The 25,981-nt window shown below is 58.0% G+C and carries 24 protein-coding genes and 1 other RNA gene; 15 read left to right on the top strand and 10 right to left on the bottom strand.

The genetic code is table 11. From position 1 onward, the window contains the following. The first annotated feature begins 30 nt into the window (after nt 1-30). Both ACWJJK_RS15800 and ACWJJK_RS15795 read left to right on the top strand, forming a co-directional pair. On the top strand, nt 31-1,122 hold the full coding sequence (locus tag ACWJJK_RS15800; protein ID WP_086135323.1) for an ABC transporter ATP-binding protein: 1,092 nt from the start codon (nt 31-33) through the stop codon (nt 1,120-1,122). An 88-nt stretch (nt 1,123-1,210) separates the two neighbouring features. Next, complete coding sequence (locus ACWJJK_RS15795; protein WP_086135324.1) at nt 1,211-2,938, top strand: cation:proton antiporter; 1,728 nt, start codon at nt 1,211-1,213, stop codon at nt 2,936-2,938. A 165-nt stretch (nt 2,939-3,103) separates the two neighbouring features. On the opposite strand, the gene ACWJJK_RS15790 is transcribed toward ACWJJK_RS15795, so the two are convergent. Further along, nucleotides 3,104-4,027, bottom strand: a complete 924-nt coding sequence (locus ACWJJK_RS15790; RefSeq protein WP_240502422.1) for a 5'-nucleotidase — start codon at nt 4,025-4,027, stop codon at nt 3,104-3,106. A 246-nt stretch (nt 4,028-4,273) separates the two neighbouring features. Here ACWJJK_RS15790 and ACWJJK_RS15785 point away from each other — a divergent pair, with 246 nt between their 5' ends. Next, a complete protein-coding gene (locus ACWJJK_RS15785; RefSeq protein WP_240502423.1) occupies nt 4,274-4,723 on the top strand; it encodes a hypothetical protein in 450 nt (149 codons plus the stop codon). Nucleotides 4,724-4,827: 104 nt separating this feature from the next. Here the strand turns inward: ACWJJK_RS15785 and ACWJJK_RS15780 are convergent, their stop codons facing one another. The 7 genes from ACWJJK_RS15780 to mfd all read right to left on the bottom strand — a co-directional run bounded on the left by ACWJJK_RS15780 (nt 4,828) and on the right by mfd (nt 12,739). Continuing rightward, complete coding sequence (locus tag ACWJJK_RS15780) at nt 4,828-5,172, bottom strand: histidine triad nucleotide-binding protein (protein WP_086135325.1); 345 nt, start codon at nt 5,170-5,172, stop codon at nt 4,828-4,830. A gap of 107 nt (nt 5,173-5,279) precedes the next feature. Next, nucleotides 5,280-5,876, bottom strand: a complete 597-nt coding sequence (gene recR / locus ACWJJK_RS15775) for a recombination mediator RecR (RefSeq protein WP_077728958.1) — start codon at nt 5,874-5,876, stop codon at nt 5,280-5,282. Between the two features lie 37 nt (nt 5,877-5,913). Next, nucleotides 5,914-6,237 (bottom strand): YbaB/EbfC family nucleoid-associated protein, encoded by a 324-nt coding sequence (locus ACWJJK_RS15770; RefSeq protein WP_077728959.1) that lies wholly within the window; start codon nt 6,235-6,237, stop codon nt 5,914-5,916. Nucleotides 6,238-6,248: 11 nt separating this feature from the next. Beyond that, nucleotides 6,249-7,898: a DNA polymerase III subunit gamma/tau gene (gene dnaX / locus ACWJJK_RS15765; RefSeq protein ID WP_077728960.1), complete on the bottom strand. Its 1,650-nt coding sequence runs from the start codon at nt 7,896-7,898 to the stop codon at nt 6,249-6,251. 50 nt (nt 7,899-7,948) lie between these two features. Next, an RNA gene (gene ffs / locus ACWJJK_RS15760) (signal recognition particle sRNA small type) lies at nt 7,949-8,045 on the bottom strand. A 106-nt stretch (nt 8,046-8,151) separates the two neighbouring features. Beyond that, entirely contained in the window at nt 8,152-9,162 is a 1,011-nt protein-coding gene (locus ACWJJK_RS15755) for a DUF475 domain-containing protein (protein ID WP_077729113.1), read from the bottom strand. Between the two features lie 94 nt (nt 9,163-9,256). Continuing rightward, nucleotides 9,257-12,739: a transcription-repair coupling factor gene (mfd, locus tag ACWJJK_RS15750; RefSeq protein WP_454128275.1), complete on the bottom strand. Its 3,483-nt coding sequence runs from the start codon at nt 12,737-12,739 to the stop codon at nt 9,257-9,259. Between the two features lie 351 nt (nt 12,740-13,090). Between mfd and ACWJJK_RS15745 the strand changes: the two genes are divergently transcribed. Continuing rightward, complete coding sequence (locus ACWJJK_RS15745) at nt 13,091-13,414, top strand: H-NS histone family protein (RefSeq protein WP_077728962.1); 324 nt, start codon at nt 13,091-13,093, stop codon at nt 13,412-13,414. A 139-nt stretch (nt 13,415-13,553) separates the two neighbouring features. Here the strand turns inward: ACWJJK_RS15745 and ACWJJK_RS15740 are convergent, their stop codons facing one another. Then, nucleotides 13,554-14,444 (bottom strand): carbon-nitrogen hydrolase, encoded by an 891-nt coding sequence (locus tag ACWJJK_RS15740; RefSeq protein WP_156879597.1) that lies wholly within the window; start codon nt 14,442-14,444, stop codon nt 13,554-13,556. 1 nt (nt 14,445) lies between these two features. Then, entirely contained in the window at nt 14,446-15,495 is a 1,050-nt protein-coding gene (locus ACWJJK_RS15735; RefSeq protein WP_454128274.1) for an agmatine deiminase family protein, read from the bottom strand. A 206-nt stretch (nt 15,496-15,701) separates the two neighbouring features. Here ACWJJK_RS15735 and ACWJJK_RS15730 point away from each other — a divergent pair, with 206 nt between their 5' ends. From ACWJJK_RS15730 to tolB, 11 genes are all read left to right on the top strand, one after another. Further along, on the top strand, nt 15,702-17,933 hold the full coding sequence (locus ACWJJK_RS15730) for a heavy metal translocating P-type ATPase (RefSeq protein WP_434101717.1): 2,232 nt from the start codon (nt 15,702-15,704) through the stop codon (nt 17,931-17,933). 90 nt (nt 17,934-18,023) lie between these two features. Beyond that, complete coding sequence (locus ACWJJK_RS15725; protein WP_156879599.1) at nt 18,024-18,770, top strand: YebC/PmpR family DNA-binding transcriptional regulator; 747 nt, start codon at nt 18,024-18,026, stop codon at nt 18,768-18,770. A 9-nt stretch (nt 18,771-18,779) separates the two neighbouring features. Further along, nucleotides 18,780-19,286: a crossover junction endodeoxyribonuclease RuvC gene (gene ruvC, locus ACWJJK_RS15720; protein ID WP_077728967.1), complete on the top strand. Its 507-nt coding sequence runs from the start codon at nt 18,780-18,782 to the stop codon at nt 19,284-19,286. Further along, nucleotides 19,283-19,879 carry a Holliday junction branch migration protein RuvA gene (gene ruvA, locus ACWJJK_RS15715; RefSeq protein ID WP_086135330.1) on the top strand — a complete coding sequence of 199 codons (597 nt, stop codon included), beginning with the start codon at nt 19,283-19,285 and terminating at the stop codon, nt 19,877-19,879. The genes ruvC and ruvA overlap by 4 nt, the downstream gene beginning before the upstream one ends. A gap of 39 nt (nt 19,880-19,918) precedes the next feature. Further along, nucleotides 19,919-20,479, top strand: coding sequence for a Uma2 family endonuclease (locus ACWJJK_RS15710; protein ID WP_077728969.1), 561 nt, complete (start codon nt 19,919-19,921; stop codon nt 20,477-20,479). A 31-nt stretch (nt 20,480-20,510) separates the two neighbouring features. Then, nucleotides 20,511-21,539, top strand: a complete 1,029-nt coding sequence (ruvB, locus tag ACWJJK_RS15705; RefSeq protein WP_077728970.1) for a Holliday junction branch migration DNA helicase RuvB — start codon at nt 20,511-20,513, stop codon at nt 21,537-21,539. Further along, nucleotides 21,540-21,965 (top strand): tol-pal system-associated acyl-CoA thioesterase, encoded by a 426-nt coding sequence (ybgC, locus tag ACWJJK_RS15700; RefSeq protein ID WP_077728971.1) that lies wholly within the window; start codon nt 21,540-21,542, stop codon nt 21,963-21,965. Then, a complete protein-coding gene (gene tolQ, locus ACWJJK_RS15695) occupies nt 21,955-22,632 on the top strand; it encodes a protein TolQ (RefSeq protein WP_077728972.1) in 678 nt (225 codons plus the stop codon). Before ybgC ends, tolQ begins: the two co-directional genes overlap by 11 nt. Next, nucleotides 22,629-23,075 (top strand): protein TolR, encoded by a 447-nt coding sequence (tolR, locus tag ACWJJK_RS15690; RefSeq protein WP_077728973.1) that lies wholly within the window; start codon nt 22,629-22,631, stop codon nt 23,073-23,075. Before tolQ ends, tolR begins: the two co-directional genes overlap by 4 nt. Beyond that, nucleotides 23,072-24,589 (top strand): cell envelope integrity protein TolA, encoded by a 1,518-nt coding sequence (gene tolA / locus ACWJJK_RS15685; protein WP_077728974.1) that lies wholly within the window; start codon nt 23,072-23,074, stop codon nt 24,587-24,589. Before tolR ends, tolA begins: the two co-directional genes overlap by 4 nt. A gap of 18 nt (nt 24,590-24,607) precedes the next feature. After that, nucleotides 24,608-25,897: a Tol-Pal system beta propeller repeat protein TolB gene (gene tolB, locus ACWJJK_RS15680; protein ID WP_156879600.1), complete on the top strand. Its 1,290-nt coding sequence runs from the start codon at nt 24,608-24,610 to the stop codon at nt 25,895-25,897. The last annotated feature ends 84 nt before the right edge of the window (nt 25,898-25,981 follow it).

Genomic DNA, 25,981 nt, shown 5'->3' with positions numbered 1-25,981 from the left:
CGTCCATCATCCACTTTAGGCCTGTCGAGGATGGCCAGCGTCGAATTCGAGCACGTCGATAAAACCTATCCGAATGGCCATCGGGCCATTTCCGACCTGAGTCTCCGCATCGAGGACGGCGAGCTGATGGTTTTCGTCGGTCCCTCGGGTTGCGGCAAATCCACCCTGCTGAGACTGCTCGCGGGACTCGAGGAGATCACCGGGGGAATCATAAGAATCGGCGACCGCGTGGCGAACGAGCTCAGTCCGCAGCAGCGGAATATCGCCATGGTGTTCCAGGATTATGCCTTGTACCCGACCATGACTGTGCGCGGCAATCTCGAATTTCCCTTGAAGATGCGGAAGCTCTCCAAGGAGGAAATCAGACGGCGGGTAGGCTGGGCCGCGGACATGCTCGGATTGGGGGATGTCATGGACCGCCTGCCCAAGCAGCTTTCCGGCGGCCAGCGTCAGCGTGTCGCCATGGGGCGGGCGCTGGTGCGGGAGCCGACGGTGTTCTTGCTCGACGAACCGCTATCGAATCTCGATGCGAAGCTGCGCACTCAGGTTCGGGCGGAAATCGGCGATCTGCAGCGGCGCACGGGCGCGACCATGATCTATGTCACTCACGACCAGGTGGAGGCCATGACCTTGGGGCAGCGTATCGCCGTGCTGGATCAAGGCCGCATTCAGCAGGTGGCCAATCCCAAGGAACTGTATGAGCATCCGGCGAATGCCTTCGTCGCGGGATTTATCGGCAACCCGCCGATGAATTTGTTTACCGCGGAATTGCGAAAGGACTTAGACGGACGCTTGCAACTCTTGGTCAACGGACAAGCCCTCCTGGTGTTGCCCGACAAGTGCGCGGCAAGCCTTCGCGACCGCGGCTTGCCGGTAACCGCGGGTTTTCGCCCGGAAGCCGTGCGTTTGTCGGAAGAGGGCGGAAACGGCTTTCCGGCCGTAGTCGTCAACGCGGAATACCTGGGCCACGAGACTTTGCTTCACTTTCGTCCCGGACGCGCCAGCGATCAACTGTCGGATGCGCCGGTCTGGACGGCAAGACTGCCCGGATTGCATCTCTTCTCCAAGGATGAGGCCGTTCGCTTGACGGTATCGCCGGATCAAATTTACTTGTTCGATTAGCTGAACGAACGGGATAAGCGCCTGTCGGATATTTATTCGCCGCCGGCTTTATCTATAAAGTAGCTGCCACGCCTAAGCCGGGGTAGTCATGATCGACTGGAAACAACCGGCATTTTTTCTTGAACTGCTGGTCATTCTGACCAGTTCGCTGGTCAGTGTCGTCGTTTTTCGGCGTTTCCGCATTCCGGACATTCTGGCTTATCTATTCGCCGGCGCCGTGATTGGGCCTTATGCGCTGGGCCTGGTGAAAGACGACGCGAATATCCGTCTCTTCTCCGATCTGGGCGTCACCTTCCTGCTATTCGATCTGGGGCTCGAATTCTCTCTGCCCAGGCTGCTCGCTCTGCGCCGGTCGGTGTTCGGCTTGGGGGTATTGCAACTGACCCTTACGATCGCCGTAATGTCCGGCGTCCTGATCTGGTTCGGCGGTTATTCGTCCGCCGCCTCTCTGGTGATCGCCGGTGCGCTGACGGTGTCGTCGACCGCGATCATCGTGCGGGAATTAAATGAGCTGAGACTCATCAATCGGCACCACGCCCAGCTGTCCATAAGCGTTTCGATTCTTCAGGATCTCGCCGCCGTAATTCTTTTGATACTCATTCCGGCGCTCGCCGTTACCCCCGATCAACCGGTTTACCGGCAAATCGCGTGGACTCTCGGATCGAGTCTGCTCTTGGGAGGTTTTCTTCTCGGCGTGGCGCGATGGGTGTTGCCGCACGTTTTCTATGAGATCACCAAGATTCAATCCGAAGAAATCTTCGTGCTGACGACTCTGGTAATCGTATTGCTCTCCGGTTGGCTGATGAGTGCCTTTGGCCTATCGATGGCGCTCGGCGCCTTCATCATCGGGGTCATGCTGGGCGAGAGCGAATTCCGCCATCAGGTCGAGATGAGCATACGGCCGTTCCGCGATATCTTGATGGGACTGTTTTTCGCGAGTCTCGGCATGAAGCTCGACATCGGGCTGTTGAGCGGCGAGTGGTCCATGCTCCTGATCGGTACCGCCTTGGTGGTACTGGGCAAATGGGCCATCACAGTCGCATCGGCTCTGATCGTCGGCGAATCCTTCCCCACCGCCTGCAAGGCCGGGCTGCTGTTGGCTCAGGTGAGCGAGTTCGGTTTCGCCCTGATCGCCTTGGCCACCGAAGTGGGCATACTCGCCACGGACACCAGTTCACGGGTGCTTTTGATTGCCTGGGCCACTATGGTTTTGAGTCCCGTGCTGATCCGCTACAACTTCGAAATCAGCGAAGCTCTGGCCGGAATGGCAGGGCAGCGGTTCTCGGCGCGCGACAGAGAAAGCGAGCATGTCCCGCCGGATTTGAGCGATCACGTGATCCTTGCCGGTTATGGTAGGGTCGGGCAAATGATCGGGAGATTTTTGCGGACCAACCAGATTCCGTTCATCGCGATGGATATCGACAGCGAGCAGGTCAAAAAAGGGCGTAAGGACGGCGAGTTGGTGATTTACGGGAGTTGCGAGCGGATCGAGCTGCTCGAGCGTTGCCACATCGCCCGCGCGCGCCTGGCGATCCTAACCTTCAAATCGCTTAAGGAAGCCCAGCGAGCGGTTTCGAAAATACGCTCGTCGGGCTATGCGCTGCCCATCATCGTCAGGACCCAGCACCACAGCGATTACACCGGCTTGATCATGGCCGGCGCCAATCACGTGGTGCCCGAGATGTTCGAGGCCAGCCTGCTGATTGCGGCGGAAGTTCTGACCATGCTCGGTTTTTCAAAAGGCGAGGTCGAGGAGCAAATCGACGCCGAGCGGAAGCGCCATAGGCATTTGAGGTGGACTAGTAGGCTCGGATGACGAAGGATCCCGCCATTTCCGCGAAAATGCCCGGTTTCGTTTCCCAACCCAACTTACATGTTGGGCTCACGACACGCTCCGGAGGAAAAGAAGGCGTTACTTTTCCGAGCATTTGTGTGACGTGGTCCGGAAGTCCGCTGACGCCGGTTTTAAAAGCGTAGGACGCTAACGATTGGCGATGCCGTGCGGTACGTGGCCGGTGGCGACGTGGAGGCAGGCGGATTCGCAATGGCCTTTTTGGTCGTCGAAAAAAATGTCCGCGCCGAACGCCCGCAGAAACGGGCCTTTATCCATCCCGCCCAGAAACAGCGCTTCGTCGATGCGGATGTTCCAGGCGCGCAAGGTACGGACCACCCGTTCGTGGGCGGGAGCCGCGCGGGCCGTTACGAGAGCGGTCCGGATCGGCGACTGGTCCGGGCCGAACAGGGTCTGAATTTGGTGGAGCGCGGCCAGAAAGGCTTTGAACGGGCCGCCGGAGAGCGGATTTCGCGCCTCGGTAATTTCATTTTCAGTAAACGCTTGCAGCCCGTCGGAGCGATAGATGCGCTCCGATTCGTCGGAAAACAGCACGGCATCGCCGTCGAAAGCGATTCTCAGTTGTTCAGACTCGTTCGCGGACTTGCTGGCCGACATGATGGTCGCCGCCGCATATCCGGCATCCAAGGCCTTGGCCACGTCCTCTGCGTTCGCGGAGAGAAACAGGTGCGCGCCGAAAGCCGCGATGTAATTGAAAGGCGATTGGCCGCTGGTGAATGCCGCGCGACAGATATCGAGCTCATGATGCCGAATCGAGTTGAAAACCCTAAGTCCCGTATCCGCGCTATTGCGCGACAGCAGGATGACCTCGACCATCGGGGCGGCCAGTACCCGGTTCAGCGCCAGGAGTTTCTTGACCAGCGAAAAAGCCACGCCCGGCGCCAAGACGCTGTCTTCGTGCTCGACCTGGTACCGGCAGAAGGCTTCTTTGCCGTCCTGTTCGAAAATAGCGTGGGATTCGTCCAAGTCGAATAGTGCTCTGGACGAGATGGCCACGACCAGTTTCTTATCCTGTTTGGTAAGCTTGGCTGTCAAATCTGGAAGGCTGGTCACGTCGCGAAAAAATCCATAGAAAAATAATTCGTAACGTCAATGCGGGCACTAATAGCAATCTGAGGGGTCTTAGCTGCTGTTTTGCGGTCTGTTGCTTCGCCCAGCCGAGGGAGCTTCGAAAAGCCGTTTGGTTAAGCGATCAATATATACATTTTTTTCTGCTGCCGCAAAATCTGTCCTCCTTTTATGAACGTGCCAAAATTATTCAATTATCAATTTACCTAAGACTATAACAAAGCGTCAGCCATGAAAGATTTATTGCGTAGCAAGTATTCACTTCTTTTCTTATTCCTCTTCATCATCCTGCTTTATGTCCTTTTGGACAAAGCAGTGCTTCCTTTCGTGATGAAAGTGGTCGAATCGGATGTGTTCTTTGAGCAAGAAACGGAAGAAGAACAGTTGGGTAACGTCAAAAATGAACGTACCGACTTCGCGCTGATGCACTGCAAAAATTCGATGAAAGAAGAGGGTATGTTGCCTGAAAATGCCGACTTTCTCGACGCCAAGTACGATGCGTGGGCCTTGGGCAATCGAACCTACATCATTCGTTCAGGCATCAGGGTGGTCGATCCCGAGAAGGGACAGATGGAGAGGAAGTTTGCTTGCAAAATCCGTTTGGTCGAGAACGACCCGACGGATTTCAAGAATTGGTCGATTCTGGGTATCGATTTCCACTCGGAAGACGAGGAGGAATAAGTACCCGGCCGGGGTTTCCGGAAAATCCGTAGTGGCGGATTAAAGATCCGGCGGAAAAACGCCGGATCTTTAATCCGGATCTGAGTAGCCCGTCGGCGTCGGCATTAACCCGGCGGCCAGCTCATCGGGCGTCCGCCGAGAACGTGGAGGTGGAGGTGGTAGACCTCTTGGCCGGAATCCCCTCGGCAATTGATGACCGTGCGGTAGCCCGTGTCCGCGATGCCTTCGGATCGGGCGACTTTCCTGGCCGCTTGCAGTAGCTCGGAAGCCAATACCGAGTCGGCCTCGGGCAGATCGTCGAGAGTCGGGATGTGCCGCTTCGGTATGACCAGCACATGAACCGGTGCACGCGGCCGAATATCCCGAAACGCCAGCACGTGATCGTTCTCGTATACCACCGCAGGCTTGATGTCGCCGGCGACCATCTTGCAAAACAGACAATCCGTCATCGTTTCCTCCGCTGGGTCTAACCTAGAAACGGGAATAGTAAGGCTGGACGGTCGGAATCCCTAGGGCTTTTCTACACCATCAAAGCGGTCAACTGCCGTCTCGAGGTTCAAAAGTCTTTGCGGCCGTCGAACGCATGTGCCAAGGTGGCGCCGTCGACGTATTCCAGTTCGCCGCCGAAGGGTACGCCGTAGGCTATGCGGGTCGTCCGAACTCCGTTCTTCCTCGCCATCTCGCTGATGTAGTGAGCTGTGGCTTCTCCTTCCACCGTGGTATTGGTGGCTAGGATGATTTCCGCGACTTCGCCCGACCTCAACCGCTGTTCCAACAAATCGAGGCGCAACTCCTCCGGGCCGATGCCATCCAGCGGAGAAAGCCTTCCGTTGAGCACGAAAAAGAGACCCTTGAATCCGGTTGCCTGACTGATTGCATAAACCTCGGCAGGCGTTTCTACGATGCACAACTGCGTTCTGTCGCGATTGGGACTGGCGCAGATATTACACAGTTCGCCTTCGGTCAAGGTGCGGCATAGCGCGCAATGTCCGATTTTTTCGAGAGCGGAAAGCAGGGATTCGGCGAGACTCCGCGCGCCTTGCCGGTCGCGCTGAAGAAGATAGAACGTCATCCGCTGGGCCGATTTCGGACCCACGCCCGGCAGGCAGCGCAGGGCTTGCATCAATTGGGACAAGGCCCCGGTCTTTGGCATTGGCGATAGAGCGGTCGAATGTTAGGGCGGGACTCGTTCAAAACGGAAGTTTGAATCCGGCGGGCAGCTCGATACCGCCGGTTAAAGCCGACATTTTTTCCTGTTTGAGGCGATTGACCCGGTTTACCGCGTCATTTACGGCGGCGGCGACCAAGTCTTCCAACATGTCGCGATCGTCTCTTACCAGACTTTCGTCGATGCTGACCTTTTTCACTTCCTTTTTGCCGTTCATGACGACCTTGACCAGTCCGCCGCCCGATTCGCCTTGAACTTCCAAAGCGGCTAATTCCTCCTGGGCCTTCTGCAGGTTTTCCTGCATCTTCTGCGCCTGCTGCATGAGATTGGCGAGCGGGTTTTTCATGGGATTCTCCGTCAGTCAATGGGTTTGGTGGAACCTGGGATGATACGGGCGTCGAAACGCTCTTTCAGTGCCCTGATGTTCTCGTCTTGCTCTATTTCGATTTCCGCGGTCCGCTGGCGTTCCTCTTTTTCGCGTTGAATCAGCGAAGCAGGCGTTTCCCGTCCGGGCGCCTCGATTTTGATCGTCAGTTTCAAAGGACTTCGGAAATAATCCCTCAGAGCCTTTTCCAGGTTGGCCTCCACCCGGCTGACGCGGAGGTGAGCATGTTGTGGATCGAGCACCAGGATACAGGATTTTTCGTCCAGGTCTTGCAATACGCAATTGTTCGCCAGTTCGCGAGTCAGTCCGGCGACGCCCATCGCCTGGATCAGTCCGTGCCAGTCATGGCTCGATCCGATTCGAGACGCGGGCGGCGCAGGAGCTGTTCCGATCTCGGTCTTAATCGGTTCGGGAGCAGGCTCGGCTTCGACCTGAGTCGGCATGGAGACGGGGCTAGCGTCGAGCGGACGAGCAATTTTCGGCGGATCGGTTTTTCGTGGGGGAGCCGCGTCGACGGCACTCCGCAGGTCCGCAGATTTCGTCGCCGGACGAAAGGCCAGCATGCGCAGCATCACCATTTCGAAACCCGAGCGCGGATCGGGGGCGAGCGGCAAGTCCCGCTGTCCGATCAAGCCGATCTGATAAAACAGCTGCAAATCCTCTGCGCCGATCCGTTGTGCGAGATTCAAAATCAGGTCGGCGTCGTCCTCCCGCTTGATCGCCTCGGGAATCCATTGGGCGAGCGATGCATGGTGCAGGATGATCAGGATTTGTTGCAGCACGTCGGCGAAATTCGGCGTGTGCTCCGCCATCTGCTCGATGTGCCGGAGCAAGGTTGCGGCATCGCCTTCGGCCAGTGCCGAAAGAAGCTCGAAGACCGGATGCCTCGCCACGGTGCCCAGCATCAGGCTGACTTCGGCTTCCCTGAGCCGGCCGCCGCCGTGGACGATTGCCTGATCGAGAAGACTCAGCCCGTCGCGCATGGAGCCTTCCGCGGCACGGGCTAGCAGCTTCACGGCGGCGGCCTCGTATTCGATGCTCTCGCGCCTTAGGATTTCTTCCATCTGGGCGCGAATCTGATCCGGCGTCAGCCGCTTCAAATTGAATTGCAGGCATCGCGACAGCACCGTGACCGGAATTTTCTGCGGATCGGTCGTGGCCAGCAGGAATTTGATGTGGGGCGGCGGTTCTTCAAGCGTCTTGAGCAGGGCATTGAAGCTATGCCCCGAAAGCATGTGCACTTCGTCGATCAAGTAGACCTTGTACCGCCCCTGGTTGGGGGCGTACTGCACGTTTTCGAGCAGGTCGCGGGTATCTTCGACTTTGGTGCGCGAAGCGGCATCCACTTCGATCAAATCGACGAAGCGGCCTTCGTCCACTTCGCGGCAGATCACGCACTCGCCGCACGGGTCGTAAGTTTTTCGATCCTCGCAATTGAGCGCCTTGGCCAGGATTCGAGCGATGGTGGTTTTGCCGACGCCGCGGGTGCCGGTGAAGAGATAGGCATGGTGCATACGGTCGAATTCGAGCGCGTGGGTCAACGCTCGGACCACATGCTCCTGGCCGACGATTTCGCTAAAAGTGCGGGGGCGCCATTTCCGGGCTAGGGCCTGATACGGCATTCTGGGTTTGTGCACGCTATCGACCGGGATGAATGAATTAGGGCGGCAAGCCGCGCCAGCCGCACCTCGGCACACGAATCCGCTGCTACCGCTGCTCCCTTCCGGGCCTGACGGGGTTTACAGCGTATCGTTGCGAGGGGACCGACGCGACTCGCCATTGAACTCGAAGACCCGGCCATGTCCTATGGCGGGGCTGAAGAGAACGTATTATCGTCGATTAAGAGTCCGGCTTCAAGGCTATATAACGTTTGTCTCAAGCGGTCTTCCGGCGTAGGTGTCTCCGTTTGTGACGAACAGACGACAGCAGCGACAGCAGAATGAACCCCATCCCGGTCAGTCCGGTTATCACTTCGGACACTTCGACGACCATGCTGGCCAGCATCAGGAGGGCCAGCGCGCCTATGGCGTAGTGGGCGCCGTGTTCGAGGAACAGGTATTCGTCCAGGGTGCGCTTGTGAACCAGGAAAACCGTGAGGCTGCGCACGAACATCGCGCCTATGGTCAGGCCCAGCATGATGATCACGACGTCCTTGGATAATGCGAAAGCGCCGATGACGCCGTCGAAAGAGAAAGACAGATCGAGTATTTCCAGATAAAGAAAGGACATGAAGCCGGCTTTGTGTGCCGTGTGTTCGGCGGCTTTCGGGGTTTCGAAAAGGGCGGACAGACTTTTTACCAGGACGAATAGGATGACGCCGGCCAATCCGGCGATCAGGGCGTCCAGGCGCTCTTCGTGCGGCAGATAGTGTTGAGCGGTCAAAAGAGCCGTGAGCGCGGTGATGACCTCGATCGATTCCAGTTTGCCCAGGCGCGACAAGCGGCGTTCGACCCAGCCCAGCCAGTGCAGCGTTCTTTCCGATTCGAACAGAAAGCTGAAAAACACGAGCAGCAGGTACATGCCGCCGAACGCGGAAATCTGTATGTGCGCGGACGTGATGTGACGGGCGTACTCGTCGCTTTCTCGGAAAGCCATGATCACCACATCCTGTAGGCTGTGCCCGGTGATGACGGCGACGATCAGGATGGGCAGGAGAAAACGGGCCCCGAATACGGCGATAACCATGCCCCAGGTGAGAAAACGCCTCTGCCAGCGCGGGGTCATTTTTTTCAGTACCGAGGCGTTGACCACGGCATTGTCGAACGAAAGGCTGACCTCCATCACGCTCAAAATGCCCGCCAGGAAGAGACCGGCCAGTCCGGCCCAGTAGTAAGCGGTCGATAAGCCGATCAGCAAAATCAAGAACGAAAACAAGAAATACCGCACAAAAAACTCCGCATTAAATAAAAGTACGGCCATGAGGGTCGGTAACCGTTCTTTCCGCCAAGAGCCGCCGTTCAGGCGAAAGCGGTCAGTCGAACTAAGCGGCCAGTTCCTCCAGCAATTGGCCGATGAAAACGACCTTACTCTCGGGAGTATCGAAGCGGGCAAAAAATTTCAGTTTATCCGGGCCGTCCAGTTTGTAGGTTTGCGGTTGGGCTTGGATCAGACGAATCACCTGGGCCGGATCGACGGCCGGATTCGGATTGAATAATAGCCGGCCGTTTCCGGAGCCCGCTTCGATCTTGTGGACCCCGAGGGCTTCCGCTCTCAGTTTGAGTTCGGTGATCGCGAACAAGTTCTTGGTCTGCGGAGGCAGGAGTCCGAACCGGTCGATCATTTCCACCTGCAGCTTGCGCAAATCCTCTTCGTTCTTGGCATTGGCGATGCGCTTGTAGAGCACGAGACGGGTGTGAACGTCCGGCAGATAAGTGTCGGGAATGAGGGCTGGACACTGGAGGTCGATCTCGGGGCCGGCCTCGTGGGGAAGCATGTCGAGATCCAGCGATTTGCCCGATTTGAGTGCCGCCACAGCCCGTTCCAGCAACTCGGTATACAGGCTGAGACCGATTTCTTGAATCTGGCCGCTTTGTTCATCGCCCAACAACTCGCCGGCGCCGCGGATTTCGAGGTCATGGGAAGATAGCATGAACCCTGCTCCGAGTTCGCCCGTGGCCTCGATCGCCTCGAGCCGCTTGACCGCGTCGGCGGTCATCAAGGATTTCGGCGGTACCACCAGATAAGCGTAAGCGCGATGATGCGAGCGGCCGACCCGCCCTCGAATCTGGTGCAGCTGGGCGAGTCCCAGCAAATCGGCGCGGTGGATGATGATGGTGTTTGCCGTCGGAACGTCGATACCGCTTTCGATGATGGTGGTGCAAAGCAGTACGTTGAAACGCTGATGGTAAAAATCCAGCATGATCCGCTCCAGTTCCCGCTCCGCCATCTGCCCATGAGCGGTGCGGACACGGGCGACCGGCACCAGCTTCTCCAAGTCCCGCGCCGCTTTTTCCATGGTTTCGATCTTGTTGTGCAGGAAATAAACCTGCCCGCCGCGTTTGATTTCTCGGAGTATTGCTTCCTGAATCAGGGCATCGCCCCATTCGCTGACGAAGGTCTTGATGGCGTGCCGGTTAGGCGGCGGAGTGGCGATGATGGAAATATCCCGGAGCCCGGACATCGCCATATTGAGCGTGCGCGGAATCGGCGTCGCGGTCAGGGTGAGAAAATCCAGTTCGCTGCGGAGTTTCTTGAAATGCTCTTTCTGGGCGACGCCGAACCGGTGCTCCTCGTCGACGATCACCAGTCCCAGGTTCTTGAAGCGGACATCCTTTTGCAGAATCTTGTGGGTGCCGATGAGGATATCTATCGTGCCCTTCTCCAAGTCTTCGAGAAGCTGCTCCTGCTGTTTTTTGCCGACGAAGCGTGAAACCACCTCGACCCGAATCGGCCAGTCGGCAAAGCGGTCCCGGAAATTCTGAAAATGCTGCTGCGCCAATAGGGTCGTGGGCACCAGAACCGCCACCTGTCTGCCGTTTTGCGCCGCGATGAAAGCCGCTCGCATGGCTACTTCGGTCTTGCCGAAGCCGACATCGCCGCAGATGACTCTATCCATGGGGAGGGGCGCGGCCATGTCCTTGACGACGTCGAGGATGGCGTTCTCCTGATCGGGCGTTTCCTCGAAGGGAAAGCCGGCGGCGAAAGCGGCATATTCCTCGGTCACCGTTTTATAGGCGTGTCCCTCCTTGGCCGCTCGCTTGGCGTAAATATTCAGCAGTTCCGCCGCGATATCCCTTACCCTCTCGAGTGCCTTGCGCCTGGCCTTTTGCCACTGTTCCCCGCCCAGTTTGTGCAGGGGGGCGGTGTCAGGGCTGGCGCCGCTGTACCGGCTGATCAGGTGCAAAGAGGAAACCGGGACGTACAGCTTGTCGTTGTTTGCATACTCCAGTGCGAGGAACTCGGTTTCGATCCCGCCTACTGTCAGCTTGGTCAGGCCGAGATAGCGGCCGACGCCGTGATCCTGATGCACGACCGGTGAGCCGATATCCAGTTCCTCCAGGTTACGGAAGATCTGTTCGAGGTTGCGATCGGCTGCGGTCCGGCGCCGTCTCCGTTGTTGAACCCTTTCTCCGGAAAGCTGAGTTTCGGTAATGATGGCCAACGGCGGATCGGTAAGCCAGAGGCCGTGGTCCATCGGCGCGACGACCAGGCAGGGGCTTTTCTCGGCGGCGAGAAATCCTTGCCAGTTTTCGACGACTTGCGGCTTTATGGCGTATTTCGCCAGGGTATCCAGCAGTGCTTCCCGATGACCCGCGGTTTCCGCGACGAACAAAATCCTGCCAGCCTTCTCGCTTAGGAAAGAGGACAATGCGACAGCCGGCTGCTTCAATTTCGGGTCTATCGCGACAGGGGGAAGCGGCCGGCAATCGTAGTCGACCGAATCGAATTTTTCGGTAGGACGCGCGGGAGAGGACGCAATCCAGATTCTGGGATGGACGGCAAGCCGTTCGGCCAGAATGCTGGGCGTCAGAAACAGCGATTCCGGCGGGAGTGGAGGGCGGTCGATATGCCCCGACCGGTGATCGTGCCGCTTTTCGACCTCTCGAAAGAAAACCTCGGCGGCATCGTCGATGGCACGGTGTAGAACGACCGCGGCCGTTTTCGGCAGATAGTCGAACAAGGTTTCGGTTTGGTCCACGAACAGCGGCAGATAGTACTCGATGCCGCCCGACGCGATGCCTTTGCTGACGTCCTGATACAAAGGATTGTTGATGGACGCCTCGGAAAAATGCGTTCGGAATGCCCGTCTAAACCGTTTGATCGCTTCCTCGTCGAAAGGAAACTCGCGAGCGGGAAATAAGCTGATTTCTCTGACTTTCTCCAGGGAACGTTGAGTCTCGGTATCGAAAGTCCTGATCGATTCCACTTCATCGTCGAAAAGCTCGATACGATACGGGACGGTACTGCCCATAGGGAAAAGATCGATGATCGATCCCCGTACCGCAAATTCCCCGTGTTGCAGAACTTGCGACACGCACTCGTATCCGACGCTTTCCAGTCTTTGCCGGGTCTCTTCTAGATTAAGCCGGCTGCCTACTTTTAGCGCAAAGGTGTTGGCCAATACATGCGAGCGCGGCGCCAACCGCTGCATCAAGGTGGCGACCGGAGTAATCAGTATTCCGTGTTCGATGCGCGCCAATTGGGCGAGCGTTTTCAGCCGTTCCGAGACGATTTCGGGCAGGGGAGAGAAAACGTCGTAAGGCAGGGTTTCCCAATCGGGAAAGTGGAGTACCGGCGCGCTTCCGTCCAGAAAAAACTCGATTTCGTGTTCGAGCCTCAGAGCGGTTTGCGTATCTTCGGTCACGATCAGATAGAGCCGTTTATCTTGCTTTACCGCCTGAGCCAAGGCCAGAGAATCGCCGCAGCCATTTAGGTTTTGCCAGACCATGGACGGGGCGTTGTAGCCCGGAACGGTCGGCGTGAACGGTGAAATGGCTCCGAACTGTTTTGCAGCTTGATTCATGGCTCTGAAGTGATGAATGTCGAACGAATAACTAAAGGGGTAGTGTCGCAGAAAAATCTGCTCTAGGCTCTCGTGCGACCGGGTTAGCGGTATTCGGATGTCTACCTATATATATACGGTCAAATTGTTGACAGGTAGGACCGGCATCGATACAGCCTGGTTCTTGGAATTCAATCGAAATAACGCCAATCTTCCGTTTTAACACGGGCACTGCGGAATCAGCGCTCATTGCTTCTATCTAATTGTCTAAAATATGAGCGATTTATTTTTTATATTTTTTTAATATACTAATTACGTCTTCACAAGGTTAACCTATATCTTGTTACGTCAATTTTATAATAGAGGTAGTTTATGAAGGGCAATTTAGCAGACCTTTCCGAAGCCGAACTGGCAAACATGATCGAAAACGCTCAGAAAGCGTTGAAAGAAAAGAAGGAAACTAAGCGCAAGGAAGTCATAAGCAAGATAAAGGAATTGGCTGCTTCGATCGGTGTTAATGTGGACATCACTGAAGGCACAAAGGTCTCCGGGAGAAAGGGCAGTAAAGTTCCGGTTAAATACCAAAACCCCAATAATCTGTCTCAAAAATGGACCGGCCGTGGTATGAAACCGAAATGGCTGCAAACGCTCATCGAGCAAGGCCATAAGCTGGAGGACTTTGAAGTGAAGTCCTGATCGAGAGCAAGATAAGGTCCCCGGCCGGACCGCCGGGTTCCACTGCAATTCTGCTATCGAGTGAACAGGATCGAAAGGATTTTGGCTCCTGAAACTTGGCTGCCGATGAATTCTTGTACCTGGTTTCGCGGCGATTTTGCTAATCCAGATAACGTTTAGTCAATCCGCCATACTCTTCGATCCGCCGGTCACGCAGGTACGGCCAGATTCGACGGACGTCCTCCGATCGGCGGCGGTTTATTTCAACCACCATAACCCGCTCTTCTTTCTCGTTGGCCTGACAAAGAATTTCCCCTTGGGGGCCGGCGACAAAACTATTTCCCCAGAACATGATGCCTCTGGTTTGACCGCTTGGATCAGGCTCGTGCCCGATGCGATTGCAGGAGATGACCGGTAGGCCATTGGCAACGGCGTGTGCCCGTTGAATGGTTATCCAGGCTTGCAATTGCCTTTGCTGTTCGTCGGCGTCGTCGTCCGGATTCCAGCCGATGGCCGTGGGGTACAGCAGCAGATCGGCACCCGCAAGGGCCATTAGCCGCGCGGCTTCCGGATACCATTGGTCCCAGCATACCAAGACTCCGAGTTTTCCCAATGAGGTGGTTATCGGTTTGAAACCTATATCACCGGGCGTGAAATAAAATTTTTCATAATATCCCGGATCATCGGGTATATGCATTTTTCGGTATTTACCCGCCAAACTGCCGTTTTTTTCCAGTACGACAGCCGTGTTGTGATATAGCCCCGGAGCGCGCCGTTCGAATAGCGAAGCTACGATGACTATTCCAAGCTCTTTAGCAAGTACGCCCAAGATTTCGGTGGTCGGTCCCGGTATGGGTTCGGCCAGATCGAAACGGCTGCAATCTTCCGTCTGGCAGAAATAAGGGCCGAGATGGAGTTCCGGCAGCAATACCAGTTTCGCACCCTGGGCCGCGGCATCTTTCACACCCTGAATCGATATCTTCAGATTGACATCCTTGTCCGCAGAGCCGCAGGCTTGTTGTACCAAACCTATTTTGATCGATTGTGTCATATCAGGTTACTCGAACTATTCTCGGAAACTGCATGGTCATGCAGTGCAGGCTGCCGTATTGTCGGATGAGCGGTATACAAGGTATGCCCACGATTTCGCGATCCGGAAAGGCATCGGCCAAACGCGCCACAGCTTCGGAGTCCGCCGGATCGTCATATACAGGGACTAGAACGGCTCCATTGATGATTAGAAAATTGGCGTAAGTCGCCGGCAATCGATTGCCTTCTTCGCTGAAAATCGGTTGCGGAATATTTAAAGGTATCAAGCGATAAGATTGACCCGAAAACGTGACGAAGGTTCGCAGTTGATTTTCCATCGCTTTGAATTCGTCGTATAGCGGATCGCCGGGATCGTTGCAGGCGGTGTAGGCGATCGTATCTGCCGAACAAAAGCGGGCCAGGGTATCGATATGGGCATCGGTATCGTCGCCCTCGGCATGGCCATGGTCGAGCCAAAGAATACGGTTGGCGCCGAGGCTGGTTTTCAGCCGATTGTCGATTTGTTCGCGCGTCAGTTCCGGATTGCGGTTGGGATTGAGCAGGCAGCGGCTGGTTGTCATGATCGTGCCTTCACCGTCCGATTCCACACTTCCGCCTTCTAATGTAAAGTCGACTCTATCCATCGGGATGTCGCCAAGCAATCCAGACGCGTGGAGGTGCTGAGCCAATCGGGCATCAGCCTCGTGCGGATATTTTCCGCCCCATCCGTTGAAGCGAAAGTCGATAAGCCTTACGCCTTGTTCGGTTGCTAGCGTGAGCGGCGCCGTATCCCGCACCCACACGTCGTCGTAAGACATCTGAGCGAACCGAACCCGGTCGAGATTCGCGGCGCATGCCGCCAACCGTTGATGGATATGCCTTTGATGGGCATCATCCCGGCAAATAATAATCACAGTTTCACGGCTAGCGATTTCGAGTGCGATCAGGTCGTATGTTTTTTCGACCGCATTTAGCCACGGCTCGAAATCGCCTTGAGAATAAGGCCAAGCGATCAAAACCGCTGATTGCTCCGCCCATTCGGGCACCAAAACGGATAAAAGTGATGATGTCACGGTCAGAATATCGGTTCCGGAAAAACCGATTATTGTACCGTAAAACATCCGTAGTAGCGGGGGCGCTCGGTTTGGTATACGGTAGCGGGGTATTAGGCACGGCCCAATACGTTATGCGGACAGCAACTCCGCTGGACAGCCGATAAAAATAATGGCGGCGAAAGGGTATTAATTCCGCACAAGAGCTTTTTTTCATAGAGAACACTATGGCATCGACTCTCCATCCCGAATCGAAAACTATCCGCCTTTCCGTCTCCGGCATGCGCTGCGCCGGGTGTGTCGAGGCCGTCGAGACCGCGCTGCGCTCGCTGCCCAATGTGTTTTCCGCCGATGTCAATTTTGCCGATCATTCCGCTCTGGTGCGAGGGAACGTGGACCCGGACGTCTTGCGCAAGGCCGTGCAGGATGCGGGTTACGATGCGGCGGTAATGGAGGGATTGGAAGATCCGGCCGAACAGGAGGCGCTGGAAACCGCCCGTTACCATACGCTGCTCAACAAGGCCGCCGTCGCCGGCGCGGTCGGCGCGCCCTTGATGCTGGTAGAGCACTTCGGATGGTTTCCTATGCTGGGGGAGCCGACCGCCCGCGGCGTGTGGCTGATCGTTTCCATGGTCACGTTGTGGGTTCTGTATTTCTCAGGCGGCCATTTCTTCAGGGGGGCGATCAAGAGTTTGCAGCATCGCCAGGCCAATATGGATACCCTGATCGCGCTCGGCACCGGCGCCGCCTGGTTCTACTCGACCATGGCCATTTTCTTTTCCGACAGCCTGCCGATGCTGGCGCGGCACGCCTACTTCGAAGCGGCGACCATCATTCTGGCGTTCATCAACCTGGGAAGCGCCCTGGAAATGCGCGCCCGCGGCAAAACGTCGTCCGCAATCCGTCAGTTGATCGGTCTTCAGCCGCGAACGGCACGCGTGTTGAGGGATGGTCAGGAGATCGATATTCCCATCGCGGAGGTTGGCCTGGATGAAACCTTGCGGGTGAGGCCGGGCGAAAAAATCCCGGTGGACGGCGTCGTCATCGAGGGTCATTCCAGCCTGGACGAATCCATGCTCACCGGCGAACCCATGCCGGTCGAGAAAACCGTGGGAGACGAAGTCGTCGCCGGCACGCTCAATCAGTCTGGAACGCTGCTGTTCAAGGCAACCCGGATCGGGCGCGACACCGTATTGGCGCAAATCATCGCCAGCGTTCGAAAGGCGCAGGCGAGCAAGCCGGAAATCGCCCGCCTCGTGGACCGTGTTGCTTCCGTGTTCGTTCCGGCAGTCGTGGCGGTTTCGCTGCTGACCTTCCTGGTTTGGTGGACGGCCGGGCCGGCCCCGGCGCTCGGCTACGCCTTCGTCACGGCCATGACGGTGCTGGTAATCGCCTGTCCCTGCGCCTTGGGGCTGGCTACGCCGATATCCATCATGGTGGCGGTCGGAAAGGCGGCGCAGAAGGGCATCCTCATCCGCAACGGCGACGCGCTTCAATCGGCGGGGAAACTGACCTGCATCGTGCTGGACAAAACCGGAACGGTGACCGAGGGCAAACCGCGTCTGGTTCGAATCGAGACCTCCCAGGATTGGACCGAGGAACAGGTGCTCCAATGGGCGGCGAGTCTCGAAACCGGGTCCGAGCATCCCCTGGCCGCGGCGATTCTGGCGGCGGCCGCCGAGAAGAACGGCACTCTCCTGCCGGTTACGGGATTCGCGGCGGTTGCGGGTCATGGCGTTTCGGGTCTCATCGAAAACCGTGCCGTACTGTTGGGTAATTTGACCTTGATGGCCGAACAGGGAATCGATTGCGGACGTTTCGCCGAACGCTTGACCGAGTTGGCTAGCGAGGGGCAAACCCCCGTCCTGTTGGCGGTCGACAGAACCGTGGTCGGGCTGCTTTCGGTGGCCGATCCGATCAAGGCGGATTCCAAGCAAGCCGTTGCGCGATTGAGATCCATGGGCGTACGGGTGCTCATGGTAACCGGCGACAACGAGGTCACGGCCAAGGCGATTGCCGCCGAGGCCGGCATCGACGAGGTACGCGCGCAGGTGCTTCCCCAGGATAAGGCTGCTGTCGTGAAAGCCTTGCAGGAGGCCGGGGAGATCGTAGGCATGGTAGGCGATGGCATCAACGATGCACCGGCCTTGGCCCAGTCCAATGTGGGGCTGGCGATCGGCACCGGCACCGACATCGCCATAGAAAGCGGCGACGTGGTGATCATGGGCGGTTCGCTCCTGAAAGTAGCCGAGGCCATGGAGCTGTCGCGGGCCACGGTGCGCAACATCAAGCAGAATCTGTTCGGAGCCTTTATCTACAACACGCTTGCTATTCCGATCGCCGCCGGTTTTCTCTATCCGGTTTTCGGAATCCTGCTCAATCCCATGATCGCCGGCGCAGCCATGGCGATGTCCTCGGTGACGGTGGTGAGCAATGCCAACCGCTTGCGGTATTTTTGACGGACCGGGCCCGCTCGCTTCTATAGCAATGGTGGTAGAATTCTCCGGTTTTTCGGCACGGTTTTAGCTGAAGCGGAGGTAAGTTAATCAATGGCAGGTCATAGCAAGTGGGCCAACATCCAACATCGCAAGGGCGCTCAAGACGCCAAGCGCGGCAAGCTGTTCACCAAGCTGATTCGGGAGATCACCGTGTCGGCCCGGAACGGAGGCGGCGATCCCGCGAATAACCCGCGCCTTAGGGCGGCGATGGACAAGGCCCTCACCGCCAATATGTCCAAGGACACCATCGAACGGGCCATCAAGAAAGGTACCGGTGCTGGCGAAGGCGACAATTACGAGGAAGTGCGCTACGAGGGCTACGGCCCCGGCGGCATTGCGGTAATGGTGGATTGCCTGACCGACAACCGCAATCGCACGGTTTCGGAAGTGCGCCATGCCTTCACCAAGGCGGGCGGCAACTTGGGCACCGACGGCTCCGTGGCCTATTTGTTTTCGAAGACCGGCATCATCAGTTATCCGGCGAGCGTCGAAGAGGACCGGGTGATGGAGGCCGCGCTCGAAGCCGGCGCGGACGATGTGATCAGCAACGGCGACGGTTCGATCGATGTGCTGGTCGCTCCGGATCAGTTCGAGACGATGCGCGATACGCTCGCGCAAGCCGGGCTCGCGCCAGAGAGCGCCGAGGTGACTATGCGAGCCAGCACGAGCGTGGCCTTGGACAAGGACGACGCGGAGAAGATGATCCGCCTTCTGGAGCGTCTGGAAGATTTGGACGACGTACAAAATGTTTATTCCAATGCCGATATCAGCGAGGACATCCTCGCCCAGATCGGATAAAGAGGCGATGTGACGGTCGTTTTGGGACTGGACCCGGGGTCACGCCGTACCGGCTACGGCGTCGTTCGCGATAGCGATAAAGGACCCGTCTTGATTGCCTGTGGGTGTATTCGCACGGAAACGGATCATTTTCCCGAACGCCTCAAGCAAATCTATGACGGGGTCTATAAAATCGCGCTCGAATTCCGGCCCGACGAACTGGCCATCGAGCAAGTATTCATGCACAAGAATGCCGATTCGGCTCTGAAGCTCGGGCAGGCCAGGGGAGCCGCCATCTGCGGGGGCCTTGCGGCGGGATTGCCGGTTCATGAATATGCCGCGCGGCAGGTGAAGCAGGCCCTGGTCGGAAAAGGCAGTGCGGACAAGCTGCAAGTCCAGCACATGGTGCGTTTCCTGCTCAAATTTTCTTCGCCGCTGCAATTGGACGCCAGCGACGCCCTGGGCGTGGCCTTGTGCCATATCCACCACCGGCAGACCTTGCGGCGTCTGCGGCTGGCCGGAGTTGTGATGCGATGATCGGATTTTTGCGCGGTTTGGTGGTCGCCAAAAAGCCGCCTTCTCTTTTGTTGGACGTGCGCGGCGTCGGGTACGAGATCGACGCGCCGATGTCGACCTTCTACAAGCTGCCGGAGATCGGCGAAGAGGTGACGCTGTACACCCATCTGGCGATCCGCGAGGACGCCCACAGCCTGTTCGGATTCGTATCCGAGGCGGAGCGCGCCCTGTTCCGCAGCCTGATCCGTGTCAGCGGCGTCGGTGCGAAGCTCGCCCTGGCGATTCTGTCGGGTTTGAGCGCCGAAGAGTTCCACCGTTGCGTGGAAGCGCAGGACGCCGCCCGTCTGGTGCGCTTGCCGGGGGTCGGCAAGAAAACCGCGGAACGCTTGATCATCGAAATGCGGGACCGTCTGCCCGAGCTGCCCACGGTTCATCTGCCCGGCGCGGGAACCCTGCCGGCACCGGCGGCGAGTCCGGTGGACGATGCGGTCAGCGCATTGATCGCTTTAGGATTCAAGCCGCAGGATGCCAGCAACCTGGTGCGGAAGGTTCCGGTCGACGGCAAGAGCAGCGAGGAGATCATTCGTTCAGCCTTGCAGTCCGCGGCGAAGTAAAAACCGGCTGAACTTTGATACGATAGAATCCGAGCAGCCATGGCGAATCCAGCGATTAAACCCGCGACCTACGAAGACATTCTCGCCCTTCCGCCCAATTTGGTGGGAGAAATCGTTTACGGGCGCCTGATCACCCATCCCCGTCCGGCGCCGCGTCATGCGCGGGCGTCATCGAATCTCGGGGTTCGGATCGGCGGTCCTTTCGATTTGGGTGATGGCGGCCCCGGAGGCTGGTGGATTTTGGACGAGCCGGAGCTTCATCTCGGTGGGCACGTCCTGGTGCCGGACCTGGCCGGATGGCGACGGGAGCGAATGCCCCGCTTGCCCGATGCCGCCTGGTTCGAATGCGTACCGGACTGGGTTTGCGAAGTGCTGTCGCCGTCTACGGCCCGCGACGACCGCGCCGAAAAGCTGCCGCTCTACGGCTCCCTGGGCGTAGCTCATGCCTGGCTGGTCGACCCTGACACGCGGGTTCTCGAGGCTTACGAAAACCAGCAGGGGCGCTGGTTGCTGGTACAGACCCATGCCGGCGACAGCCGGGTTTCCGTTCCGCCTTTCGAAGCCGTCGAATGGGCGTTGGGGGAACTGTGGGCGGAGTAATTGCCGCTCAAAATAGACCGTATTTATAACTATGCCTACCCACCGTCTCATCAATCCCGCCGGCTCCCCGGACGAAGACGCAGTCGACCGCGCCATACGTCCGCGCCGTCTGGACGACTACATCGGCCAGGCGGCCATGCGCGAGCAGATGGCGATCTTCATTCAAGCGGCCCTGGCGCGACGCGAAGCTTTGGATCATGTTCTGATTTTCGGTCCGCCGGGACTCGGCAAAACAACCCTGGCCAACATCATCGCCAACGAGATGGGCGTCAGCCTACGCCAGACCTCGGGGCCGGTTCTGGAAAAGGCGGGGGATTTGGCGGCTTTGCTGACCAATCTGGAGCCGCGCGACGTTCTTTTCATCGACGAGATCCATCGCTTGAGCCCGATGGTGGAGGAGGTTCTCTACCCGGCGATGGAGGATTACCAGATCGACATCATGATCGGCGAAGGTCCGGCTGCGCGTTCGATCAAGCTGGATATCCCGCCGTTTACCCTGGTGGGTGCGACTACCCGGGCCGGACTTTTGACTTCGCCCTTGCGTGACCGATTCGGGATCGTCCACCGCCTGGAGTTCTACACGCCGGAGGAATTGACCCGGATCGTCACCCGCTCGGCGAAAATCCTCGGCGTTGAAATGAGCCCCGAAGGTGCCCGCGAAATCGCGCGCCGGTCGCGCGGAACGCCGCGCATCGCCAACCGGCTGTTGCGGCGAGTTCGCGATTTCGCCGAAGTCATGGCGGACGGAAGAGTCACCGTCGAGGTGGCCGGCAAGGCGCTGGAAATGCTGAACGTCGACCATAACGGCTTCGACCAGCTCGATCGCAAGCTGCTCCGCACCATGATCGAGAAATTCGAGGGCGGTCCGGTAGGGCTAGACAACATAGCCGCCGCGATCAGCGAAGAGCGCGGCACCATAGAGGACGTTCTGGAGCCTTACTTGATTCAGCAAGGCTTCATCATGCGCACGCCGAGGGGGAGGGTTGCGACGCGCACGGCTTACCTTCATTTCGGTCTGGAGCCGCCGAAGGCGCTCAATGTGAACGAGGAGCTCTTTTAGTTGGGGGATATTTCCGAACAAAGCGGGTTTCGCTGGCCCGTCCGCGTATATTACGAAGACACCGATGCCGGCGGCGTGGTTTATCACGCCAGCTATCTCAGATTTTTCGAGCGGGCAAGGACCGAGTTTTTGCGTTCGTTGGGTTTCGAGCAGGATGACCTTCGGACCCGACATGGGATCTTGTTCGCCGTTCGCTCGATGCAGATCGACTACGTGAAAGCGGCACGGTTCAACGAGATGCTCTGGGTGTCTGCCGAAGTGGAGCAGTTGAAGTCGGCGAGCTTGACGTTCAAACAACTGGCGGTACGGCAAGATAACGAACTCGTGTGCGAGGCGCGGGTGCGCGTCGTCTGTCTCGTCGCCGAAACCTTCCGGCCCACGGCCATTCCTGATTTTTTATTGCAACGGTTAAAAAATGACCTCTGAACTCTCCATATTCAAGTTAATCACCGAAGCGAGCCCGGTGGTCCAGATCGTTATGCTCATTCTGGTTTTGGCATCGGTTATTTCATGGACCTTCATTTTTTCGAAATACAAGGAGATCAGGCGCGCCGAGGAGACTTCGGAGGAGTTCGAAGAACGCTTCTGGTCGGGGATAGATCTTGCCGATCTCTACCGCCAATTGACCCGAGAGGATCTGGGGACGGAAGGGCTCGAAAATATCTTCATGGCCGGATTCAAGGAATTCGCGCGGCTGCGGCAACAGCCGAACATCGGTCCCGATGCGGTGATGGAGGGAACGCAGAGGGTGATGCGCGTGGCCCTGAACCGCGAATTGGAGAGCCTGGACGAGCGCTTGCCGTTTCTCGCCACGGTCGGTTCCACGAGTCCCTACGTCGGACTGTTCGGCACCGTGTGGGGCATCATGAACTCGTTCCGGTCGCTCGGCAGCGTCAAGCAGGCGACCCTGGCCATGGTGGCGCCCGGCATTTCCGAAGCGCTGGTGGCGACTGCCATGGGCTTGTTCGCCGCGATTCCGGCGGTCATGGCCTATAACCGCTATTCGACCGATATCGGGCGGCTGGCCAATCGGTACGAAGCGTTCACCGAAGAATTCCTGAGCTTATTGCATCGTCAGGCGCACGCAAAATGAACGTATCATCCGGGGGAAGCGGGCGCGGCCGTCGCCGCAGGCCCATGGCCGAAATCAATGTCGTTCCTTATATCGACGTCTCTTTGGTGCTCTTGATCATTTTTATGGTGACGGCGCCGCTGCTTCAAACCGGGGTGGACGTGGATCTTCCCCAAGCCGAGGCCAGAACCGTCGATCCGCAGCAGGATCTGCCCATCATCGTATCGATCAATGCCGAAGGCCGCTTGTTCGTGGATGCCGGCAATCAGGAGGACGTCGAGGTCGATTCCGACGCGCTTACCGCCAGAGTCATGGATGCTCTCCAGAAAAAACCGGGGCTCTCGGTCTTGATTCGGGGCGACAAGACCGTGGATTACGGCAAAGTCGTGATGGTCATGGCCTCGCTCAAAAACGCGGGCGTACCGAGCGTCGGATTGATGACGGGCCCGGCCGAGGACGAATGAGTCGTTCCCATTCCAAACGCTACCGTGGTCCGTTCGGGCTATCGGTGGCGCTACACGCTGTTCTGATCCTTCTTTTTGCGGTTCAGTTCGATTCCGTCACGCCGGTCGCGCAGCCGCCCCAGCCGGAAATCATTCAGGCGACAGCGGTCGACGAATTCCAGATCGAGCGGGGACGGCAAGCCAGGCGGCGCGAGGAGCAGGCCCGTCAGGAAAAGCTGGAAGAGGAGCGGCGCGTCCAAGAAGAGGCCGAACGCCGGGAGCAGGCCGAAGCCCAAGAATTGAAGCGCAAACAGGACGAAGATGCCAAGCGGCAAGCCGAACTGGAAGCTCAGCGCAAAGCCGAGGCGGAGGAAAGAAAACGCCTGGAGGAGGCCAAGCGCCTCGCCGACCAGAAGCGTAAGGCCGACGAATCCAGGCAAGCTGAGCTGGAAGCCAAGCGCAAGGCGGAAGAACAGGCGTTGCGCAAAGCGGAGGCGGAAGCGAAGAAACGCCAGGAGGAAGATCGCCGTCAGGCCGAGCTCGAAGCCAGACGCCGGGCTGAAGAGGAGGCGAGGCGAAAGGCCGAAGTCGAAGCTAAACAAAAAGCCGAGGCTGAGGCCAAGCGTCAAGCGGAGGCCGAGGCAAAACAGAAGGCGGAGTTGGAAGCCAAGCAGAAGGCGGAAGCCGAGGCGAAACGGAAAGCGGAGCTCGAAGCCAAACAGAAAGCCGAAGCGGAAGCGAAACGGAAGACCGAGTTGGAAGCCAAACGGAAAGTCGAAGCCGACGCGAAGCGAAAAGCCGAGCTGGAAGCCAGACAAAAGGCGGAAGCCGAGGCAAAACGGAAAGCCGAGTTGGATGCCAAGCAAAAGGCTGAAGCGCAACGCAAAGCTGAACTGGAAGCCAAACTCAAGGCCGAAGCGGAAGCGAAGCGGAAGGCCGAATTGGAGGCCAAACAAAAGGCGGAAGCCGAGGCGAAACGGAAAGCTGCCGAATTGGAAGCTAGACAGAAAGCGGAGGCCGAAGCAAAACGGAAAGCGGAGCTCGAAGCCAAACAGAAAGCCGAAGCGGAAGCGAAGCGAAAAGCCGAGCTGGAGGCAAAGCGGAAAGCCGAAGAAGAAGCGCGCCGGAAGGCCGAAGCCGAGGCGAAACGGAAGGCCGAGGAAGAGGCCCGCCGGCTACAGGCGGAGCGCGAATTGGCATTGCGCGAGCAGCTCGAGGAAGAACACCGAGCCGCGATGGAACAGCAAGCCAAGAAAGCGGCGAGCGACTGGGCGAATACGTACATCAAGCCGAAAGTTACGCGCTCATGGCTTCGTCCGCCGTCCGCCAAGAGCGGGCTGTCCTGTATAATTCAAGTCCGCTTGCTGCCGGGCGGTGAGGTGGCTGATGTCCAAGTGGTCAGCAGTAGCGGCGACTCCACGTTCGACCGATCCGCCGAGGCTGCCGTGCGCAAAGCATCGCCTTTGCCATGGCCTTCTGACCCGAAGGTGGCGGAACAACTTCGAGCATTTAAGTTCACATTCAAGCCCGAATAATTCTTGTCCAGGTGTTTGATGAATAGACGATTTCGCAGCGTTTTCTTTTTGAGCGTCTTTCTCACGCTCTTCAGTGGTTGGGCGCGCTCCGAGCTAAACGTGGAAATTACTCAGGGCGTCGAAGGCGCCATGCCGATCGCCGTGGTGCCTTTCGGTCAGCAGATTTTGCCGGGCGACAACATCGGCAGCATCATCGCGGCTGATCTCGCACGTAGCGGACGCTTCAAACCTTTGCCGGAAAGCGAAATGCTGGAAACGCCGACGTCGCCGGAGCAGGTTCGATTCCGCACCTGGCAAGTGTTGGGGCAGGATCATCTGGTCATAGGGCGGGTACAGCCCGGTGCCGGCAGCCAGTACGAGGCCGAGTTTTTCCTGTACGACTCGATAAAAGGTACGCTGCTGACCAGCGCCAGAATCCCGTTCAATGCGCCGGAGACGCGCCGCACCGCGCACCGTATCGCCGACGTCATTTATCAGCAGTTGACCGGCGAGCCCGGCGCGTTCGCTACTCGCGTGGCGTACGTAACCGTGACCGGCAGCGGCCCTCGCGATCGGCAGTACCGTCTCCAAATCGCCGATACCGACGGGTATAACCCGCAAACCATCATCAGCTCGGTCGAACCGATCATGTCCCCGGCCTGGTCGCCGGACGGCAAGCGGATCGCTTACGTGTCGTTCGAGAACAAGACCTCGGCCATCTTCATCCAGACCCTTTCGACGGGCGAACGTCAGAAGGTGTCCGACGCGCCCGGCATCAACGGGGCGCCGGCCTGGTCTCCGGATGGCTCTCAATTGGCTATGACCCTCTCCAAGGATGGCAACCCTGATGTTTACGTGATGAATTTGGCGTCCCGCTCTTTGCGCCGAATTACGGATCATATCGGCATCGATACCGAGCCGAACTGGTCGCGGGATGGCGGGAGCATCGTATTCACGTCGGATCGAGGCGGGAAACCGCAGCTCTATCTCGTGTCTTCCTCCGGGGGGCCGGCGCAGCGCTTGACCTACGAGGGAGAATACAATGCGCGCGGAGTGTTCTCGCCCGACGGACGCAGCATTGCGATGGTCCACGGCAATGGCGGCGACTACCGGATCGCCGTGATGGATTTGCAGACCCGTACATTGCGCGTGCTAACCAAGGGGCGTCTGGACGAATCGCCGGGTTTTGCGCCTAACGGGAGCATGATTCTTTACGCTTCGAAGAGCGGCGGAGTAGGGCAGTTGGCAGCCGTTTCGATAGACGGCAGGGTTCAGCAGAGCCTTCGTATCGACAGCGGACAAGTGCGCGAGCCGGCGTGGTCCCCGTAAGGCGGCGTTGGCGGGTTTCGTGAGAAGGGCGGAAGCTTAGAAAAAACAGTAGGTCGATTTTTATCTTGCTAGTGGGGAAAACAG

Source organism: Methylocaldum gracile (assembly GCF_053646815.1).
This window is presented reverse-complemented; position numbering and strand designations above follow the sequence as displayed.

Excerpts from the sequence above, each read along its gene's own strand:
- ACWJJK_RS15800 (WP_086135323.1), top strand. The coding sequence starts at position 31 with ATGGCCAGCGTCGAATTCGAGCACGTCGATAAAACCTATCCGAATGGC.
- ACWJJK_RS15795 (WP_086135324.1), top strand. The coding sequence starts at position 1,211 with ATGATCGACTGGAAACAACCGGCATTTTTTCTTGAACTGCTGGTCATT.
- ACWJJK_RS15785 (WP_240502423.1), top strand. The coding sequence starts at position 4,274 with ATGAAAGATTTATTGCGTAGCAAGTATTCACTTCTTTTCTTATTCCTC.
- ACWJJK_RS15780 (WP_086135325.1), bottom strand. The coding sequence starts at position 5,172 with ATGACGGATTGTCTGTTTTGCAAGATGGTCGCCGGCGACATCAAGCCT.
- recR (WP_077728958.1), bottom strand. The coding sequence starts at position 5,876 with ATGCCAAAGACCGGGGCCTTGTCCCAATTGATGCAAGCCCTGCGCTGC.
- ACWJJK_RS15770 (WP_077728959.1), bottom strand. The coding sequence starts at position 6,237 with ATGAAAAACCCGCTCGCCAATCTCATGCAGCAGGCGCAGAAGATGCAG.
- dnaX (WP_077728960.1), bottom strand. The coding sequence starts at position 7,898 with ATGCCGTATCAGGCCCTAGCCCGGAAATGGCGCCCCCGCACTTTTAGC.
- mfd (WP_454128275.1), bottom strand. The coding sequence starts at position 12,739 with ATGAATCAAGCTGCAAAACAGTTCGGAGCCATTTCACCGTTCACGCCG.
- ACWJJK_RS15745 (WP_077728962.1), top strand. The coding sequence starts at position 13,091 with ATGAAGGGCAATTTAGCAGACCTTTCCGAAGCCGAACTGGCAAACATG.
- ACWJJK_RS15740 (WP_156879597.1), bottom strand. The coding sequence starts at position 14,444 with ATGACACAATCGATCAAAATAGGTTTGGTACAACAAGCCTGCGGCTCT.
- ACWJJK_RS15730 (WP_434101717.1), top strand. The coding sequence starts at position 15,702 with ATGGCATCGACTCTCCATCCCGAATCGAAAACTATCCGCCTTTCCGTC.
- ACWJJK_RS15725 (WP_156879599.1), top strand. The coding sequence starts at position 18,024 with ATGGCAGGTCATAGCAAGTGGGCCAACATCCAACATCGCAAGGGCGCT.
- ruvA (WP_086135330.1), top strand. The coding sequence starts at position 19,283 with ATGATCGGATTTTTGCGCGGTTTGGTGGTCGCCAAAAAGCCGCCTTCT.
- ACWJJK_RS15710 (WP_077728969.1), top strand. The coding sequence starts at position 19,919 with ATGGCGAATCCAGCGATTAAACCCGCGACCTACGAAGACATTCTCGCC.
- ruvB (WP_077728970.1), top strand. The coding sequence starts at position 20,511 with ATGCCTACCCACCGTCTCATCAATCCCGCCGGCTCCCCGGACGAAGAC.
- tolQ (WP_077728972.1), top strand. The coding sequence starts at position 21,955 with ATGACCTCTGAACTCTCCATATTCAAGTTAATCACCGAAGCGAGCCCG.
- tolR (WP_077728973.1), top strand. The coding sequence starts at position 22,629 with ATGAACGTATCATCCGGGGGAAGCGGGCGCGGCCGTCGCCGCAGGCCC.
- tolA (WP_077728974.1), top strand. The coding sequence starts at position 23,072 with ATGAGTCGTTCCCATTCCAAACGCTACCGTGGTCCGTTCGGGCTATCG.
- tolB (WP_156879600.1), top strand. The coding sequence starts at position 24,608 with ATGAATAGACGATTTCGCAGCGTTTTCTTTTTGAGCGTCTTTCTCACG.